This window comes from Nodosilinea sp. LEGE 06152 (genome assembly GCF_015207525.1).
Lineage (GTDB): Bacteria > Cyanobacteriota > Cyanobacteriia > Phormidesmidales > Phormidesmidaceae > Nodosilinea.
On sequence record NZ_JADEWR010000002.1, the window covers coordinates 271,798 to 288,349 of the forward strand.

11 protein-coding genes are annotated in these 16,552 nt (G+C 58.7%); 6 read left to right on the forward strand and 5 right to left on the reverse strand.

Translation table 11 applies throughout. The features are described 5' to 3' along the window. The 5 genes from IQ265_RS03730 to IQ265_RS03750 all read left to right on the forward strand — a co-directional run bounded on the left by IQ265_RS03730 (position 1) and on the right by IQ265_RS03750 (position 4,307). Positions 1-201 (forward strand): DUF2283 domain-containing protein, encoded by a 201-nt coding sequence (locus IQ265_RS03730; RefSeq protein WP_194050844.1) that lies wholly within the window; start codon positions 1-3, stop codon positions 199-201. A gap of 12 nt (positions 202-213) precedes the next feature. Beyond that, entirely contained in the window at positions 214-924 is a 711-nt protein-coding gene (locus tag IQ265_RS30450) for a DUF4926 domain-containing protein (protein ID WP_194050845.1), read from the forward strand. Positions 925-1,082: 158 nt separating this feature from the next. Next, entirely contained in the window at positions 1,083-3,302 is a 2,220-nt protein-coding gene (locus tag IQ265_RS03740; protein ID WP_194050846.1) for an AAA family ATPase, read from the forward strand. A 250-nt stretch (positions 3,303-3,552) separates the two neighbouring features. Then, positions 3,553-3,822, forward strand: coding sequence for a UPF0175 family protein (locus tag IQ265_RS03745; protein ID WP_194050847.1), 270 nt, complete (start codon positions 3,553-3,555; stop codon positions 3,820-3,822). A gap of 92 nt (positions 3,823-3,914) precedes the next feature. Then, positions 3,915-4,307, forward strand: coding sequence for a DUF3368 domain-containing protein (locus IQ265_RS03750; protein WP_228037544.1), 393 nt, complete (start codon positions 3,915-3,917; stop codon positions 4,305-4,307). A gap of 30 nt (positions 4,308-4,337) precedes the next feature. Here the strand turns inward: IQ265_RS03750 and IQ265_RS03755 are convergent, their stop codons facing one another. Together IQ265_RS03755 and IQ265_RS03760 are read right to left on the reverse strand one after the other, a co-directional pair. Further along, the gene (locus tag IQ265_RS03755; protein WP_194050849.1) at positions 4,338-6,032 is read right to left on the reverse strand and encodes an ATP-dependent DNA ligase; all 1,695 of its coding nucleotides are present in this window, start codon (positions 6,030-6,032) and stop codon (positions 4,338-4,340) included. A 35-nt stretch (positions 6,033-6,067) separates the two neighbouring features. Continuing rightward, positions 6,068-7,033: a succinylglutamate desuccinylase/aspartoacylase family protein gene (locus tag IQ265_RS03760; RefSeq protein ID WP_194051128.1), complete on the reverse strand. Its 966-nt coding sequence runs from the start codon at positions 7,031-7,033 to the stop codon at positions 6,068-6,070. A gap of 310 nt (positions 7,034-7,343) precedes the next feature. On the opposite strand from IQ265_RS03760, the gene IQ265_RS03765 reads away from it, so the two are divergent. After that, complete coding sequence (locus IQ265_RS03765; RefSeq protein ID WP_194050850.1) at positions 7,344-7,889, forward strand: NAD(P)H-dependent oxidoreductase; 546 nt, start codon at positions 7,344-7,346, stop codon at positions 7,887-7,889. A gap of 432 nt (positions 7,890-8,321) precedes the next feature. Here the strand turns inward: IQ265_RS03765 and IQ265_RS03770 are convergent, their stop codons facing one another. From IQ265_RS03770 to IQ265_RS03780, 3 genes are all read right to left on the reverse strand, one after another. Then, positions 8,322-11,237: an EAL domain-containing protein gene (locus tag IQ265_RS03770; protein WP_194050851.1), complete on the reverse strand. Its 2,916-nt coding sequence runs from the start codon at positions 11,235-11,237 to the stop codon at positions 8,322-8,324. Further along, positions 11,234-12,634 carry an extracellular solute-binding protein gene (locus IQ265_RS03775; RefSeq protein ID WP_194050852.1) on the reverse strand — a complete coding sequence of 467 codons (1,401 nt, stop codon included), beginning with the start codon at positions 12,632-12,634 and terminating at the stop codon, positions 11,234-11,236. The genes IQ265_RS03770 and IQ265_RS03775 overlap by 4 nt, the downstream gene beginning before the upstream one ends. Positions 12,635-12,887: 253 nt before the next feature. Next, positions 12,888-15,626, reverse strand: coding sequence for a glucosidase (locus IQ265_RS03780; RefSeq protein WP_194050853.1), 2,739 nt, complete (start codon positions 15,624-15,626; stop codon positions 12,888-12,890). Between the last annotated feature and the right edge of the window lie 926 nt (positions 15,627-16,552).

Consider the following 16,552-nt stretch of genomic DNA (forward strand, 5'->3'; position numbering starts at 1 on the left):
ATGAACGTCAAATACGATGCCGAAGCCGATGTGCTGATTTTCATTATGAAAGATGTGCCACCCTGCGACGCTATCTCTGAACCGGGGGGAGTAATTGTTAGCTACGACGAAAATGCTGAACCAGTGAGCATCGAGTTTCTTAACGCTTCAAAGCGCAAACTCTTTAACCCCAGTGAGACTGTTCTTCAAGTTCTTAGTTGAGCGATCGCAGTAATGCCTACATCTGTATTTCAATTTCAACTGCTGGATGTGGTTGCTCTCAAAGAAGACCTACCTGCCCATCACCTAGCGGCTGGCCAAGTCGGTACCCTGGTCGAGAGCTTGGCCCCCGATGTCTACGAAGTTGACTTTAGCGACGATGATGGCCAAACCTACGCCATGGTGCCTCTACACACCAGCCAACTGCTCAAGCTCCACTACGCTCCCGACAACACTTCTTTAGAGGCTTTGATCATGGCAAACACCATTAACCAGCACGGCAGCGGCGACAACATCGCAGGCGACAAAGTTATGGGTCAAAAAATTGGCACTCAGGTCAACGGCGGCAATATCGGCAATGTAGTCAACGAAGCCGGTGGTAATGCCCAAGTTACCGCCGCAGGTTTTACCCAAACCAATGGCACCAGCACCGCCGAGCTGCTGCAACTGATCGCTAGCCTGCGCCAAACCGCCGTTCAGTTGCCTCCTGCTGTGCAAGAGGACATTGTTATTGACATTGACGATGTTGAAGCCGAGATCCAAAAGCCTGTAGACCAGCGCAGCATACCTCGACTAAAAAAGCGATTGACGGCCCTTCTGGCAGCGGCCTCGATGATTGCTGGGGGAGTTACGGCGGCTAACACCTTTGCCGACGAGGTAATAGAGCTAGGTAGTAAAGTCGGCATTGAGCTACAACTGCCCGCCGCCCCAACAGACCAGCCGTAGGGATTCACGGCCCAAGGGTCGTGCTGTAAAAGAACCAAGTCTTCACCAGGCCGCACTGCACTGTCTACCGATAAGTCATAGCCCGCAGTCCCGGCGGTACCATAGAGCAACGGTGCGGCGCGATCGCCGTCCGGGGTGTTTCGCCAGCCCTGCCTTGCATGGATCTCTTCGACCACAGCCGCCAGGCCCAGATCGCCCGCGATGCGCCCCTAGCGGCGCGGCTGCGACCCCGCACCCTTGATGAATTCATTGGCCAAGATGCCGTGGTGGGGCCGGGGCGACTGCTGCGGCGAGCAATTCAGGCCGATCAGCTTTCCTCGCTGATTTTTTTTGGTCCACCGGGCACGGGCAAAACCACCCTGGCCCAGATCATTGCCAACACCACTAGCGCCCACTTCATTGCGCTGAATGCGGTGCTGGCGGGGGTGAAAGATATTCGCGAGGCGATCGCAGCCGCCCAGGACCTGCGCGGCCAGTACGGCAGGCGCACGATTCTATTTGTCGACGAGGTACACCGCTTCAACAAGGCCCAGCAAGATGCGCTGCTGCCCTGGGTCGAAAACGGCACGGTGATTTTGATTGGGGCGACCACCGAGAACCCCTTCTTTGAGGTCAACAAAGCGCTGGTTAGCCGATCGCGCATTTTTCAGCTCAAGCCGCTGGAGGCCGCAGACCTGTACCGAGTGGTGGAGCAGGCGCTGACGGACAAAGAGCGGGGCTACGGCGATCGCCCCGTTCAGCTTGACCCCGATGCGATCGACCACCTAGTGAATGTGGCCAACGGCGACGCCCGCGCCCTGCTCAACGCTCTGGAACTGGCCGTCGAGACCACATCCCCCGACGAATCGGGCCAGATCACAATCACTCTAGCGGTGGCAGAAGAATCGATTCAGCAGCGGGCGGTGCTCTACGACAAAGAGGGCGACGCCCACTTCGACACCATCAGCGCCTTTATCAAAAGCGTGCGTGGCTCCGACCCCGATGCGGCCCTGTACTGGCTGGCCCGCATGGTCTACGCGGGCGAAGACCCCCGCTTTATCTTTCGCCGCCTGGTAATTTTGGCCAGCGAAGATATTGGCCTAGGCGACCCTCACGCCGTCACCGTGGTAACTAGCTGCGCCGCCGCCTTTGACCGGGTGGGCATGCCCGAGGGCCGCTATCCCCTGGCCCAAGCCACGCTGTATCTGGCCACTGCGCCCAAATCCAACAGCACCATGGGCTTTTTTGACGCCCTGGCCGCCATCGAGCAGGAGCGCGAACGTGAGGTGCCCAACCCCATGCGCGACGGCAACCGCGACAGCAAAGGCTTCGGCCACGGCAAAGGTTACCTGTACCCCCACGCCTACCGCGACCACTGGGTCGAGCAGCAGTATTTGCCTAGCGGCTTGCAGGGGCAGGTGTTTTACCAGCCGTCAGACCAGGGCTACGAGGCGTCGATTCAGACCCAGGTGGCCCAGCGGCGCGAGGCCCAGCTGGCGGCGATGGTGGATGGCGGCGGCGCGCTGCCCGAAGCGCTTACCTACAGCCCCGACGACCCGGCCCGCGATCGCTGGCTCCAGCGCACCCTCAGCCAGGCAGGTGAGCAGTTGGGGGAAGTGCGCGATCGCATTTTTGCCCTAGCCCTGGCCCAGCGCCACCACCGCGTGCTCGACCTCAACGCCCGTACCGGGCTGCTCACCTGGGAGGCCCTGCGTCAAGTGCCCGAGGGGGGCGTCTACGCCCGTGTGCATACCGCTCAGGATCAGGCAGCGCTCGAAGAACAGGCGGCCCAGCTGCCCGAACTGATTCGTCCTGTGTTTGTGCATGCTGACTACGAAGCGCTAGCCGCTTACCTCGCCGCCCACACCCCAGGAATCAGCTTTGAGCGCATTGTGGGCCGCAATGCCTTTGGCCAGGTAGTAAATCGAGATAGATTCATCGACATCGTGCAGCAGTTGCTAGCTCCCGATGGCGTGGTGGTGCTGGCCGAAACCATCCCGCGCCACAGTCAGCGCATTTCGGCTTTGGTAGATGTCACAGGCTTGAGCAAAGCCCTGGTCAAGCGCTGGCACCAGGCCGAAGATGCGATCGCCACCTCCACCACTGACCCCCGCTTTAACTGGCAGGCCGACACTCTACAAACCCTCTTCCGCAAAGCGGGCTTTACCGTTCAGCTGACGGAGGATGTTTTGCACAGCAGCATCTATGTGTCGGCGGCGCTGTTGCAACGGTGGTTTGTAGTGGGCGGCACCCCGCCTAGCTATCGCGATCAGCTGGCCGAGCACCTGCCTGAAAAAGATGTGGTGACTATTCAGCAGAGTTGCCAGCGGCAGTTGCAGGGAAAGACGGTGCAGTGGCGATCGCCCCTGGTCTACCTGGTAGCTAAGATCAGCCTATAACGTCAGTGGTAGTCAACGATCGATTTTCAGCAACTCCTCAGTCGACTCTAGCGTATCGGCTGCGATCGCAGGTTTATACTTTCGCCAGCGCAGAAATGCGAGGAAAGCGCACTGAAATGCCCGGTTTGTGATGAGTCATTGCGGTAAGGCTTGGATAAGAATGCACTTCTCTTCTCGTCCTATGGGGAGATGGTCTGAAAGCTATGCTAGTAATGACTCCCCTATCCTCCACTGCCAGCTAGGCTTACCCATGAATATCACTATCCCCGTTCCTAGTGACATTGAGCAGCGGCTGCAAGCGCACCTGGGTAGCCTATCGCAAAAAGCTCTAGAAGCCGTAGCTGTTGAGGCTTACCGTTCAAAGCTCATCAGTGCAGCCGAAGTCCAACAGATGCTTCAACTGCCGTCAAGGCTCACTACTGATGCCTTGCTTAAGAAACATGGAGCTTACTTACACTACACAGAGGCCGACATAGAGCACGATTTAGAGGCTGTCGATCGCGCTTTGACCAAGTCCTAATGGTGGTTTGCGACACGTCACCGATCTGCTACTTAATCTTGATCGGTGAAACCGGTCTACTGCCGCAGCTCTTTGATTCAGTAACGATCCCTATGGGCGTTAAAGATGAGCTGATGGCAGAGCAAAACTATGTCCTGATCCAGTCGTGGATTGCTGCACCGCCTGACTGGGTAACTATTCAGCTAGTGCCCCAATTGCTCGACAATCTGCCAGCCAAACTGGGTCGAGGTGAGCGAGAAGCTATATCCTTGGCGGCCAGCCTGCAAGCAAGCCTGATGATTTTGGACGATTGGGAGGCCAGGCAAGCTGCATTAGCTCAGGGCTTGACGGTCACGGGGCTACTGGGCGTCTTGTTCAAAGCCGGAACAGAAGGGTTGCTAGACTTTCCCAATGCCATTGGCCGATTGCAGCAAACGTCCTTTCGAGCTTCGCCCATCTTGATTCAACAATTCCTGGATCGGTACGCTCAAGTGATGGGGCAGTAATCGTAAATGTGCATCCAGGGATGGGGCTGTTTACCGAAAGAATGCTAGCAACTCCTGCGCCGACTCTAGCGTATCGGCTTCGATCGCAGGTTTGTCCTTCCGCCAGCGCAAAATGCGGGGAAAGCGCACCGAAATGCCCGACTTGTGGCGAGTCGATTCTGCAATGCCCTCAAAGCCAATCTCGAATACCTGAATCGGCTCCACCGATCGCACTGGCCCAAACCGCTCCGTAGTGTGGCGGCGAATCCACTTATCGAGCGCGTCAATTTCGGCGTTGTCTAGACCGCTGTAGGCTTTGGCGAAGGGCACCAGGGTCTCGCCCTGCCACAGCGCAAAGGTGTAGTCGGTAAACAGGTTGGCCCGCTTGCCGCTGCCCGCCTGGGCGTAGATCAGCACCGCGTCGAGGCTCATGGGGTCGACTTTGTACTTCCACCAGTAGCCGCGCTTGCGGCCCACCAGGTAGGGGCTGTCGATCGCCTTCACCACCAGCCCCTCGGCTCCCTGCTGGCGAGAGTTTTGGCGTAGTTCTGCCAGTTCCGCAAAAGAGTGAAACTCAAGGGGGACAGACTGGTGCAGGTTGGGGGCGGTATGTACCCCCAGCAGGGCGGTGAGGGATTGGGTGCGATCGCCCCAGCTTTTCTCCCGAATGTCAATGCCGCCGAACTCCAGCAGGTCGTAGGCGATGAGGTGCACCGGGCTTTCCTCCATCACCTTTTTGCTGACTTTCTTGCGGCCCAGGCGCTTTTGCAGGTGGTTAAACGACAGCGGCATGCCGTCCTGCCAGCAGAGAATCTCGCCATCCATCACAATGCCGTTGGGAAAGGTGGCCATCATCGCCTCGATCTCTGGGAATTGCTCAGTGACCAGGTCTTCGCCCCGCGACCAGACAAAAACCTGGTCATCCCGCTTAATCACCTGGGCGCGAATGCCGTCCCACTTCCACTCCGCCCGCCAGCGATCGAAGTCTTCGCCCTGGAATTTTTCCTCGTCCAGGGAGGTGGCTAAAAAGAACGGGTAGGGCTGGCTGGGGGCATTCTGCGTCGCCTCTTCACTGGTGAGGGTGGTGTAGAACTCGACGGTGGGGCTAAAGTCGCCCATTAGGCGGTGGGCCAGCACCGCTTCAGAAACGCCCGTGGCGGCGGCGAGCCCCTTGATCACCAGCTTTGCCGATGCGCCAACCCGAAAGGCCCCGGTGAGAATTTTGTTGAGCACAAAGATCTCGGTGTTATCGAGCGCTGCCCACCAGGAGACAATTAAATCCCGGCGTTCTTCATCGGTCTCCATCGCTTTGAACATTGGGATCACCTCCTCCATCCACTGGTGCAGGGGGATGGAACTGGAGGAATGGGATTGGGAATCGCCATCAACCTCGGTAGGGGCAAACGGCCGTTTGCCCCTACAGGGAATAGCGCTATTTTTAGGGGACTGTCCCGCCAAATCTACATCGCGCAGCAGGAGGGCGATCACCTCTGCCGAATCACCTACCTGGGCGTAGCAGTCTTTAAACAGCCATTCAGGAATGTCAGAAATTTGCAGAAATACGTCCCGCAGCACCCGTGAGGTCACCGTGCGGCGGCGGGTTTTGCCCAGCAGCAGGTAGAGCGCCCAGACTTTGTCGGCGGGTTCGGCCTCTTGCGCTTGAAAATAGGCTTGCAGCGATCGCACCTTTTCATTGGTCGAGGTGGTCGCATCGATATCTTGAAAAAGCTGGGTAAATCGCTGCATGGCTGGGCGGATGGGCAGGCGTCGCTTTGCTCATCCTACTGTTCTTGCTCGATCTCTGCCCTCACGCTGGCGACGTGGACTAGGGCATCGCCCTGGTTGACCAGCGGGTTTTGGCCGTGACCGATGACGATGCCCGCCATCGGGCTGCGCACCTGCACCGGCTTGTCGCCAAAGGTATCGCTGATAAAGCCCAGGGGCTGGCGCTGCTTGACCTCGTCGCCCAGGGCGATCGCTCGGTGCCAGATGCCGCCGCGCGAGGCGCGCACCCAGCGGGTTTCCCGCACCTCGAGGGTGGGCGGTTGATCGGTGGCAGGCGGGGTGTACATGCCCAGGTGAGCCATCGCCCGGTAGATGCCATCGACCCCGGTTTGAATGGCGACTTCATCAAACCGCAGCGCTTCGCCCGCTTCGTAAAGCAGGGTGGGAATGTGGCGCTTGGCGGCGGCCTGGCGCAGCGAACCGTCGCGGTGGGAGGCGTGGATCATCACCGGAGCCCCAAAGGCTTTGGCAAAATCGTAGGTGGCCGGGTCGTGCAAGTCAGCCCGCACCTGGGGCAGGTTGATGCGGTGAATCGCCGCCGTGTGCAGGTCAATGCCGTGGGTGCACTGGCTGACCACCTCGCGCATAAACAGGGCCGCCAGCCGACTGGCCATTGAGCCCCGCGCTGAACCTGGAAACGAGCGGTTGAGATCGCGGCGATCGGGCAGGTAGCGCGACTGCTCTAGCAGGCCAAAAATATTCACCACTGGCACCGCAACCACTGAGCCAGCCAGGCGGTTGGGCCGCAGCGCCTTCGCTACCCGGCGAATGATATCAACCCCGTTGAGCTCGTCGCCGTGGATAGCGGCGCTGAGCCACAGGCGCGGCCCCGGCTGTTTGCCGCTAATTACCGTCACCGGCAGCGACATCATGGTGCCGGTGGTCAGGCGGGCCACCGGCAGGTCGAGCCGCACCCGCTTGCCCAGGGGAATGGTCTCGCCCCCGRTGGTAAGGGGGGCCAGGGGAACGGCGGCAGGGGTAGTCAACGGCGGACCGGCGACTCCGATGCGCTGAAGAGAATCTGGTGAGGGTTTGCCCAAGGGAACCTCCGCCGGAAGGAGGAGTAGCTTGCCGTCACTATAGCCAATTAGCTACAGGATAAATAGGGAATTGAGGAATTGGCCGCAGGATTTTAGCGTCAGCACCCCAGGGCGAGGCCCGACCTTCGCTTTGCGGACGGCGAGACCTTAACTCAGCTTCCCTTGACAAATTGCCACAAAACTTATTAAGTTGAAGTCATAACGAATACGACTAAGCAGCTAGGAGGTCTTTATGGTGAAGTTTGTGGGCATTGCCGGCAGTTTGCGACCCAATTCCTATAGTCAGCTGGCGCTGGGGCTGGTTTGCGATCGCCTGCGCGCCCTGGGGGCCGAGGTTAACCTGCTCGATCTGCGCGAGATGAACCTGCCCCTCTGCCACGGCGGCAACGACTACCCCGACCACCCCGATGTCGAGCGGCTGCGCCAGGCCTTTCTGGAAGCCGACGGCTTTGTGCTGGTAACGCCCGAGTACCACGGCAGCGTCAGCGGCGTGCTCAAAAATGCGCTGGATTTGATGAGCTTTGACCAGCTCGATGGCAAAGTGGCCGGGGCCGTCAGCATTCTTGGCGGACAGTCGAACAACAACGCCCTCAACGACCTGCGCACCATTCTGCGCTGGGTACACACCTGGGTAGTGCCTGAACAGGTGGCGATCGGTCAGGCCTGGCAAGCCTTCGACGACCAGGGCAAAATCGTCGACGCAAAACTCTCCCAGCGGCTAGACAGCCTCGCCCAGAGCCTGTACGACAACACCCGCAAACTGCGCGGAGTTGACTGAGACCAAATCCTGTCTGTATACCCCCGATTTGTAGGGGCATTGCAGTGCAATGCTCCCTACCAGGTACCGGTTACGAATCGGGGTTGTGTGACTCGGATTTGCTCTATAAATAGCCGTCCCTTCGACTTCGCTCAGGGATCGGCTATCGCTGTTTTTATCGTTGGGGGTGCCGCGCTAGCGGCATGGACGATTGGTATGAGACTCAACCCTACCAGCCCAGGAGGGCCGTGACTCCTGGGCGAGAGGGGGCTAGAACCTGACCGGCATCCTTACAGATGCGGAAGGCTTTGACCTGAGCCAGCGCAGCCCGCCTGCGGAGGTGGTGTCGCGGTACGCCTGGTCGAAGTTTTTGCCCTGGCGATCGCGCCCTGGGGTGACATCAGTGCGATCGGGGTATAGCCATTGGCTACGGTAGTCGATAATGGCGGCTGTTCAGGCAGATCTATGGCCCTGCCGCTGTATAAACAATTCGGCCTGGTCTGGGGATAACGGCGACGCAATCCAGTAGCCCTGAATAGCGTCACAGCCCAACTGCCCCAGACAGTGGCGCTGAAACTCAGTTTCGACCCCTTCGGCAACCACCTTCATGCCCAGCGACCTGGCTATTTGAATAATTGCTTTGACGATGCTGATATCGTCGTGGTCAATGTCAATATTTTCGACAAACGACTGGTCAATTTTTAGGGTGTTGATCGGAAACTGCTTGAGGTAGCTGAGGGATGAATAGCCGGTGCCAAAGTCATCAATGCTAATGTCAATGCCGTACGCTTGAAAACTGGACAGCGTCGACAGTACCCCCTTGACGCTCAACAACAGCAGGCTCTCGGTCACCTCTAGCCCAAGGTTGGTGGCGGGTAGCGATGTCCGCTCCAAAATGGCCTTGATCTGCTCAAAAAACTTGGGTCGCTCAAACTGCGCCGCCGCCACATTCACATTCATCTTCAGCCCCTCAACCGCCGGAAACTGGCGACGCCAATCGGCCATTTGACGGCAGGCCGCCTCAAAGATCCACTCGCTGAGCGGAATAATCAGCCCCGTTTCCTCCGCCAGGGAAATAAATTCGCCGGGGTGAATCAAGCCTCGCTGGGGATGCACCCACCGAACAAGCGCCTCAAACCCCAGCAGCCGCTGGGTGGCCAGGTGGACAATGGGCTGGTAGTGGAGAATGAAGTCTTGGTGCTCTAGGGCCTGACGCAGCTGCGTTTCTAGCTCAAATAGCTGAATCGCGCTGGCGTGCATGGTCGGGTTAAAAATTTCATAGCCCGACGACTGCCCCCGAGCCTTAGCCCGATACATGGCGTTGTCGGCATCGCGCAGCATATCTTCGCCCCGCTCATAGCTGGGGCTGGCCAGGGCTATACCCAAGCTCACTGAGGTGAAAACCGTGTGGCCCATCAGCGTAAACGGCGCTTTGACATCGGCTTGAATGCGCTCGACCACGTGGATAGCTTCCATTAGGCTGGTAATGTGCTCCAGCAGAATTACAAACTCATCGCCGCCCAGCCGGGCAACCGTATCGCTGGCCCTGACGTGGCGCTGCAGAATGTGGGCAATCTGCAGGAGCAGCTGATCGCCCACCAGGTGCCCAAGGCTGTCGTTGATTACTTTGAAGCGGTCTAGATCGATAAACAAAACCGCAAACAGCTGCTCAGGGTAGCGCCTGGCCCGCTGCACCGCCTGCTCCAGACGCTCGGTAAACAGGGCGCGGTTGGGCAGGCCCGTGAGGGCGTCGTGCAGAGCCTGGTGGCGCAGTTCTTCTTCGGCTAATTTGCGATCGCTGATGTCGATAAAGGTCACCACCACCTGGGTCAGCCCCTGAGCTTCGTCAAAGGTAGGAAACGCATTGACTAAGACCCAGGTGCAGTCCTGGGTCTGGGGAGAACAAATGCCCAGCACGAGGTTTTGCAGCGGGCGTTGGCTAGCGATCACCTGCGTCACGGGGTAATGCTCGGGCGTTAACGCTGCGCCAGCTTCATCCACAAAGGCCCAGGGGTAGTCAGTCTGCTGGCCCACCATGACCTCCATCGGCATCCCCAGCAGCTGCACCGCCATCTGATTACACATCACAATGCTGGTGTCGGCGGCGTGGACAATTACCCCAGCGTGGAGATGGTCGACCAACAGGCGATAGTTGGCCTCGCTGTGGCGCAGTTTTTGCAGGGCAATCTCTAAGGATTGGGTTTGCTGCTGCAGCGTTTGATTGGCGGTGGCCAGGGCCGTGGTGCGCTCGTCGACCCGTTGCTCCAGGGTGTCTAGGGTTTGCCGCAGCTGGCTCACCATGTGGTTAAACGCCTGGGCCACCGCCGTAAACTCGTTGTCTCCCCTGAGCCGCAGGGGCTGGCTGAGGTCGTGCTGGGCAATGCGCTCGGCGGCGATCGCCATCAGCGTTAGAGGGGTCATAATTCGCCGCCTCAGCACAACGCTGGCCCAGATGGCCAGGGCCAGGGCCGTGAGGGCCGTAGCCAGAAGGGCCGCACTGCTTTGGTTAGCGGTGTTGTCTAGCTCGAGGCGGGCCGCAGCGGCGCGGGTGGCCGAGCGATCGCTAACGGTTTGAATAATGTCGTTGATGTCGCGATTGACGTTGGCCGCAATGATGCGGTTAACCTGCACCTGCTGATCGAGAAACAGCAGGGTGTTAAGGGAGAGCATATAGGTTTGAATTAGCGCCTGGGCCGCAGGGTCTAACGTTCCTGCTGGCAAGCGATCGAGGGTAGCACCCAGCTGGTCTAGCCCCGATTGCAAGTCGTCGAGATAGGCTGGGTCTTGGGTATTTAAGTAGGCCTGCTGCTCGGCCATTAGCTGCCACACCAGCCCCCGCAGAACCGCAACGCCTGAGGCCTGGCTGTCGCTTGGCAGGGTGGCGATCAACTCCTCCAGCTGCTGGTGAATTTTATGGTTGAGGCTATCCTCTGCAATTCGGCGAGTGGTGGTTTCAAAGGCCGACTCGTAGTTGTCAAAGAGCGAGTCTAGCAGGGCAAATTCTTCGGCCAGCTCAGGGTTTTGCGCCTCTAGTGCCCTCAGGTCGGCTAAATTTTGGCGGGCCTGGGCCAGGTAGGCCTGGTTGGTCTGCACATGCACCTGGGCGGTAGCATCCATATTGCCCCCTTGCCAGGTATCAAAGAAAGCTTCCTCAGCCTGTCGAGCCAGCAAAAAATTGGTTTTTAACTCCAGGCTCCACTCCCGCAGCTGCGCGGCGTTATCGAGGGTGGTCTGGCTGCGGGAGCGAAGCCGTTGCAAACTGCCGTAGCCAATGGCGGCACTGAGACCGTGGAGCAGCAAAATCACGCCAAACCCCAGCGTGAGCTGGGCTCGAATGGTTTTGAACCACCGCAGGCGACCAACCCTCATGGCGACCCCTCAACCTGAGCGATCAGCTGCACCACGGTGGTTTGCAGCTGGTCGACGGCCAGCTTGGGCTCTGCCCCATCGTAGATCTGGTGAATGGTTGCGGCAATGGCCAGGGCCATCTGGTTCCAGCGGGGGTGCAGCACCACGGTCGGGCGGGAGGTCTGCATGGCAGTTTGCACCGCCAGGGCGTAGTCAAAGTTGATGGCCTCGGTGTAGACAGACGGTGTCAGCCAGCTCGAAAACCGCGGTGCCCCGCCGGTGGCAACGGCAATTTTGGCCTCCATCTTGGGGCTGGTGGCCCACTGAATAAACAGCCAGGCGGCCTGGGGCCGGCTGGAGCGCTGGGGAATGCCGAGCCCCCACAGCCAGTGGCCCGTCAGGCTTTGGCGGTGAACCCGAGGCAGTACGGTGTAGCCCACCTGACCGGCGATCGCAGAGGTATCATCCTCGAAGTCAGGCCCAAACAGACTGGCATCGATGTAAAACGCCGCTTTCCCCGCCTGAAAGAGCTGGGTGGCCTCGGGCCAGTCCATCTGTTTAATGTCGGGTGGCCCTGCCTGCATCAGTCGGGCATAGGTGGTCAACCCCTCAACAATGCGAGGATCGGTGAGGCGGGGCTTTTGCCAATCGCCGTCAAACCACAGGTTAAAGGGCAGCGAGGTCGAGTCGGTGCCCCAACCGTTGAGCACAATTCCCGTCACCGTATCGATAATGGCGTCAGAGCTAACCCCGCGCATCACGGCCCCAAAGGCCCGCCCGCTTTTGTTGATTTGACTGGCGGCCTGCACCAGTTCAGCCATAGTTTGGGGCACCTGACCCGCCAGCAACTGACTCACCAGGCGTTTGTTGTAGAACAAAATGTACGCCTCAAAGGTGGCGGGAATGCCGTATAGCTGCTGGTCGTCACTCGCCGGTGGGTACATGGCCGCCAGCCGAAACCCTTCAGGAAAGTCAAACAGGTTATAGCCCGCCGCCGTCAGGGTGGGGTCGTTGATAAAGGGGGTCAGCGGCAGCAGCAGATCGTCTCCCCACAGGCGGTAGGCGGTAGAGTCCATCGGCAAAAAGAAGGCGTCTGCCGACATCGGGCTAGCCCGCAGGGTGGCTTCCATCTCGATGAAGTACTCTGGTTCCGCTACGATGCGAGTCTTTAGGGTGATGCCGGTCAAGGCCTCAAACTCTGGCAGGTGGGGCTGCAACCCCGTAGTCCAGGGATGGTCGTCTAGCAGTAGTGCAATCTCAGTACCGGCAAACCGACGCCAGTCGAAGGGGGTGCCAGAATTAATCGCAGATTCATCGGTAGGGGGGCGGGCCGCTGGACGGCAGGCCGCAGGCAGGCTTGTCAACAGCCCCGACGCTGCCGCCAACTGCATAAACCGGCGGCGACGGAGAACACCCATGGACCGAGCAAATGACTCTGGCATTACAGCAGCGATTGAAAGGAACAATGATCACGATGAGGTGCACTCGGCTGTTTCCTTAAGCATGCCCCCAAGCTGGCCAGTTGCAGAACCCGAACGGACAGGGAGCAAAAGATGAGACCTGGGCGATCGCCGCCAGTCAGCAATAGCCCCCTAACCGGATAACCAGCTAGGGGGCCTATTTTTTCACAAGGGTAACCCCAGTCGGGGAAACGTTAAGTTGATTAAACTCTTACCGAGACGCCGGGTCAGAGTACAGGGCTAGCTTTCCGGGCGCAACGGTGTTGAGCACGGTTTCGGGAGTAAAGTAGCCCAGCGCCTGAATGATGCGGGCAATGCAGCCCGTCCAGCCGGTCTGGTGGCTGGCCCCAATGCCCGAGCCATCGTCGCCGTGGAAGTATTCGTAGAACAAAATTAGATCTCGCCAGTGGGGGTCGGTTTGAAACTTCTCGGCCCCGCCGTAGACCGGGCGGCGACCGTTTTCATCCTTAGTAAAGATGCTGACCAGGCGCTCGCTGATGCACTGGGTAATTTCAAACAGGGTTTTGTAGTCGCCCGACCCGGTGGGGTACTCCATCTTGAAGTCGTCGCCGTAGTAGCTGTAGAGCTGCAAGAGCGCCCGAATCAGCAGCAGGTTGACGGGCATCCAGATCGGCCCGCGCCAGTTGGAGTTGCCGCCAAACATACCGGAGGTGGAGTCGCCGGGCACGTAGCCAACTTTGTACTCCACCCCGGCGTGGTAAAAGCAGTAGGGGTGTTCTAGGTGGGTGCGCGACAGGGAGCGAATGCCGTAGTCGCTCAAAAATTCGCCCTCGTCGAGCATGCGGCTGAGCACTCGGCGCAGCTTGTCTTCGTTGAGAATTGAGAGCATGAAGCGGTGGTTATAGCCCTGCTTGACGGGCAGGTGCACGTTGCCCACCAGCTCGGGGTGGCGAGCGATAAACTTGTTGACCCGCTCCCGCAGCCGGGGCAGCTCGGTAAAGGCCTCGCGAGGAAAGACGGCGACGGCCATCAGTGACAGCAGACCCACCAGCGATCGCACCTTCAGCCGGGTCGAGTTGCCGTCGGGTAACCGCAGCACGTCGTAGAAAAAGCCGTCTTCTTCGTCCCACAGCTCGTCGTGGTGAATGCCGATGCGATCCATCGCCCCGGCGATCCACATGGTGTGCTCAAAGAACTTGATCGCCAGGTCTTCGTAAAGGTGGTCGTGCAGAGCCAGCTCAATGGCAATCTGAAACATGCGCTGGCTGAAGAACACCATCCAGGCGGTGCCGTCGGCCTGCTCTAGCCTGCCCCCGGTGGGCAGCGGCGAGCTGCGGTCAAACACGCCAATGTTGTCGAGACCCAAAAAGCCGCCCTCAAACAGGTTGTTGCCGCCCTCGTCTTTGCGGTTGACCCACCAGGTGAAGTTGATCAGCAGCTTTGAAAAGGCGTACTTGAGAAACTCCAGGTCGCCCTGGCCGTTGTTGCGCTCGCGATCGCGCACGTAGATCTCCCAGGTGGCAAAGGCGTGCACGGGCGGGTTGACATCGCCAAAGTTCCACTCGTAGGCCGGAATCTGGCCGTTGGGGTGCAGGTAGTCTTCGCGCAGCATCAGCATCAGCTGGTCTTTGGCAAAGTCGGGGTCAATCAGGCTGATGGGGATGACGTGAAACGCCAGATCCCAGGCGGCGTACCAGGGGTACTCCCACTTGTCGGGCATCGACACGATGTCGTCGTTCATCATGTGGAACCACTCGTTGTTGCGTACGTGGCTCTTATCGATCACAGGCGTCCAGGGGGTAACGCCGCGCTCCCGCAGCCACAGGTCGAGGTCGTAGTAGAAGTACTGCTTGGTCCACATCATGCCCGCCAGCGCCTGACGCATGACGTTGGCGCGATCGCCATCGGCCATCACCGCTGGCGGAATCACCGTGGCGTAAAACTCGTCGGCCTCGCGCAGTCGGGCCGCAAACTGGTCGTCAAAGTAGGCCCCAAAGGGGTCGCCCACCACCTCAGGGCTGCTCTTGGTCAGCCGCAGCTTCACCACCACCGTTTCGCCCGCCCCCACGGTGAGCTGGTAGTGGGGCGACACTTTCGTGCCCACCCCATCGGGGTTGACCAGCTCGGTTTTGCCGTCTACCACGTAGTTATTGATGCCGTCTTTGACGTAGGGGCTGGGGTTTGGCTGGCCAAACACCCGCTCTGCGTTGGTTTCGTTTTCGGTAAACAGCAGCGGCACCTCGGCATCGCAGTAGAAATAGTAGTCGCGCATCAAGTCGGTCAACTCTGGGTTGTTGACGTGGGCCTGCACCACCCCATTGCCCAGGGCCTTTAGCACCGACTTGTCGCCGGTTTCGGTCCACGACCAGGTGTTGCGAAACCACAGGGTGGGCAGCAGGTGCAGCGGGGCCGCCTCCGGCCCCCGGTTGGCCACGCTAATTTTAATCAGCACGTCCTCGGCATCGGCCTTGGCGTACTCTACAAACACGTCGAAGTAGCGATCGTCGTCAAAAATGCCCGTATCCAGCAGCTCGTACTCTAGCTCGTAGCGGCTGCGGCTGCGGTTGGTGTTGACCAAATCTTCGTAGGGGAACGCCTGCTGGGGGTACTTATAGAGGTACTTCATGTAGGAGTGGGTCGGCGTGCTGTCGAGGTAAAAGTAGTACTCCTTCACGTCTTCGCCGTGGTTGCCCTGGCTATTGGTGAGGCCAAACAGCCGCTCTTTAAGAATGGGGTCTTGGCCGTTCCACAGGGCGAGGGCAAAGCACAGCAGGTTGTGGTCGTCGGTAATGCCGCCGAGGCCGTCTTCGCCCCAGCGGTAGGCCCGCGATCGCGCCTGGTCGTGGGGAAAATAATCCCAGGCGTTGCCGTCGGGGCTGTAGTCTTCGCGCACGGTGCCCCACTGGCGCTCGCTCAGGTAGGGTCCCCACTTTTGCCACGGGGCGAGTTGGGCACGGGTTTCTGCTAGGCGATTGGCTTCTGCGCTCACGGTGCTGTCCTGCCTGACGAAAGTAGCTAGATTTTTGCCTGATTCCCTGGGGCGCTTGAGAAATCTCAAAAAAATTTAAGCCCCAGGGTAGAGGCTTAGAGCCATATTCCCTAAACTTTCTATGAATCTTCTATGGCTGATGTATGGCTGATGGGGTCGTCTCCGTAGGCAGCCCTATTCAAACCAAAAAGAAGCCCCCAAAGATAGTCTTCGGGGTGATAGCGCATCTAATTTCAGAGGCAGTGATTGCCAGCTGTGCCTGTTTAACGATCAGAGGGTTGTGTTTAGCGATCGCAGGGCGCAGATTACGACCAGGGGCGCGCGTTCAAGGTATTCAAGCATCAGTTCTGTTTCCTTTGTTGTTGTAGAAGAAAACAGAACGCGAAAACCCAGCCAACCGCAGTCAAAGTGCAAACTGAGGGAGCTAGGGTACCATGAGCCTAACCTCGCAATCTGCGTGTGAGATTTGCGGGGTTAGCTGTCTGTTGGTGTTGCAACCGCCCTCAGACAGCGCCAAGATTTTTGAGTTCTGTGAAGTCACCGCTCTGCTCGAACGGCTTAACGTAAAAGAGTACTGATACAAACGCTCCCCGTCAACCGTAGAGCGGCAGAGGCATTGCTGATGAAGATTTTCTTAAAGCACCTGAACAACACCTCTGAGAGATCCTAATTATGCCAATCAAGATCTGCATAACACCCCATTTCAGGGAGATAACCTGATTAGGTTCTGCATATCACCCCGTTTTAGGGAGTTATACAGATAATTTTCGGCATAAACCCCCTCCTGGAGCCGATATTCAACTCAAGTTCTGGCTAATTACCCTAATCAGGGGTGTTATGCAGAGTGCAGAGGCAGAAATCGGGCTAAACACAAGTTAGGTAGCTTAAGTTTCTGGTGAGGGCGTGGCTGAGAGCTATCTATTAGC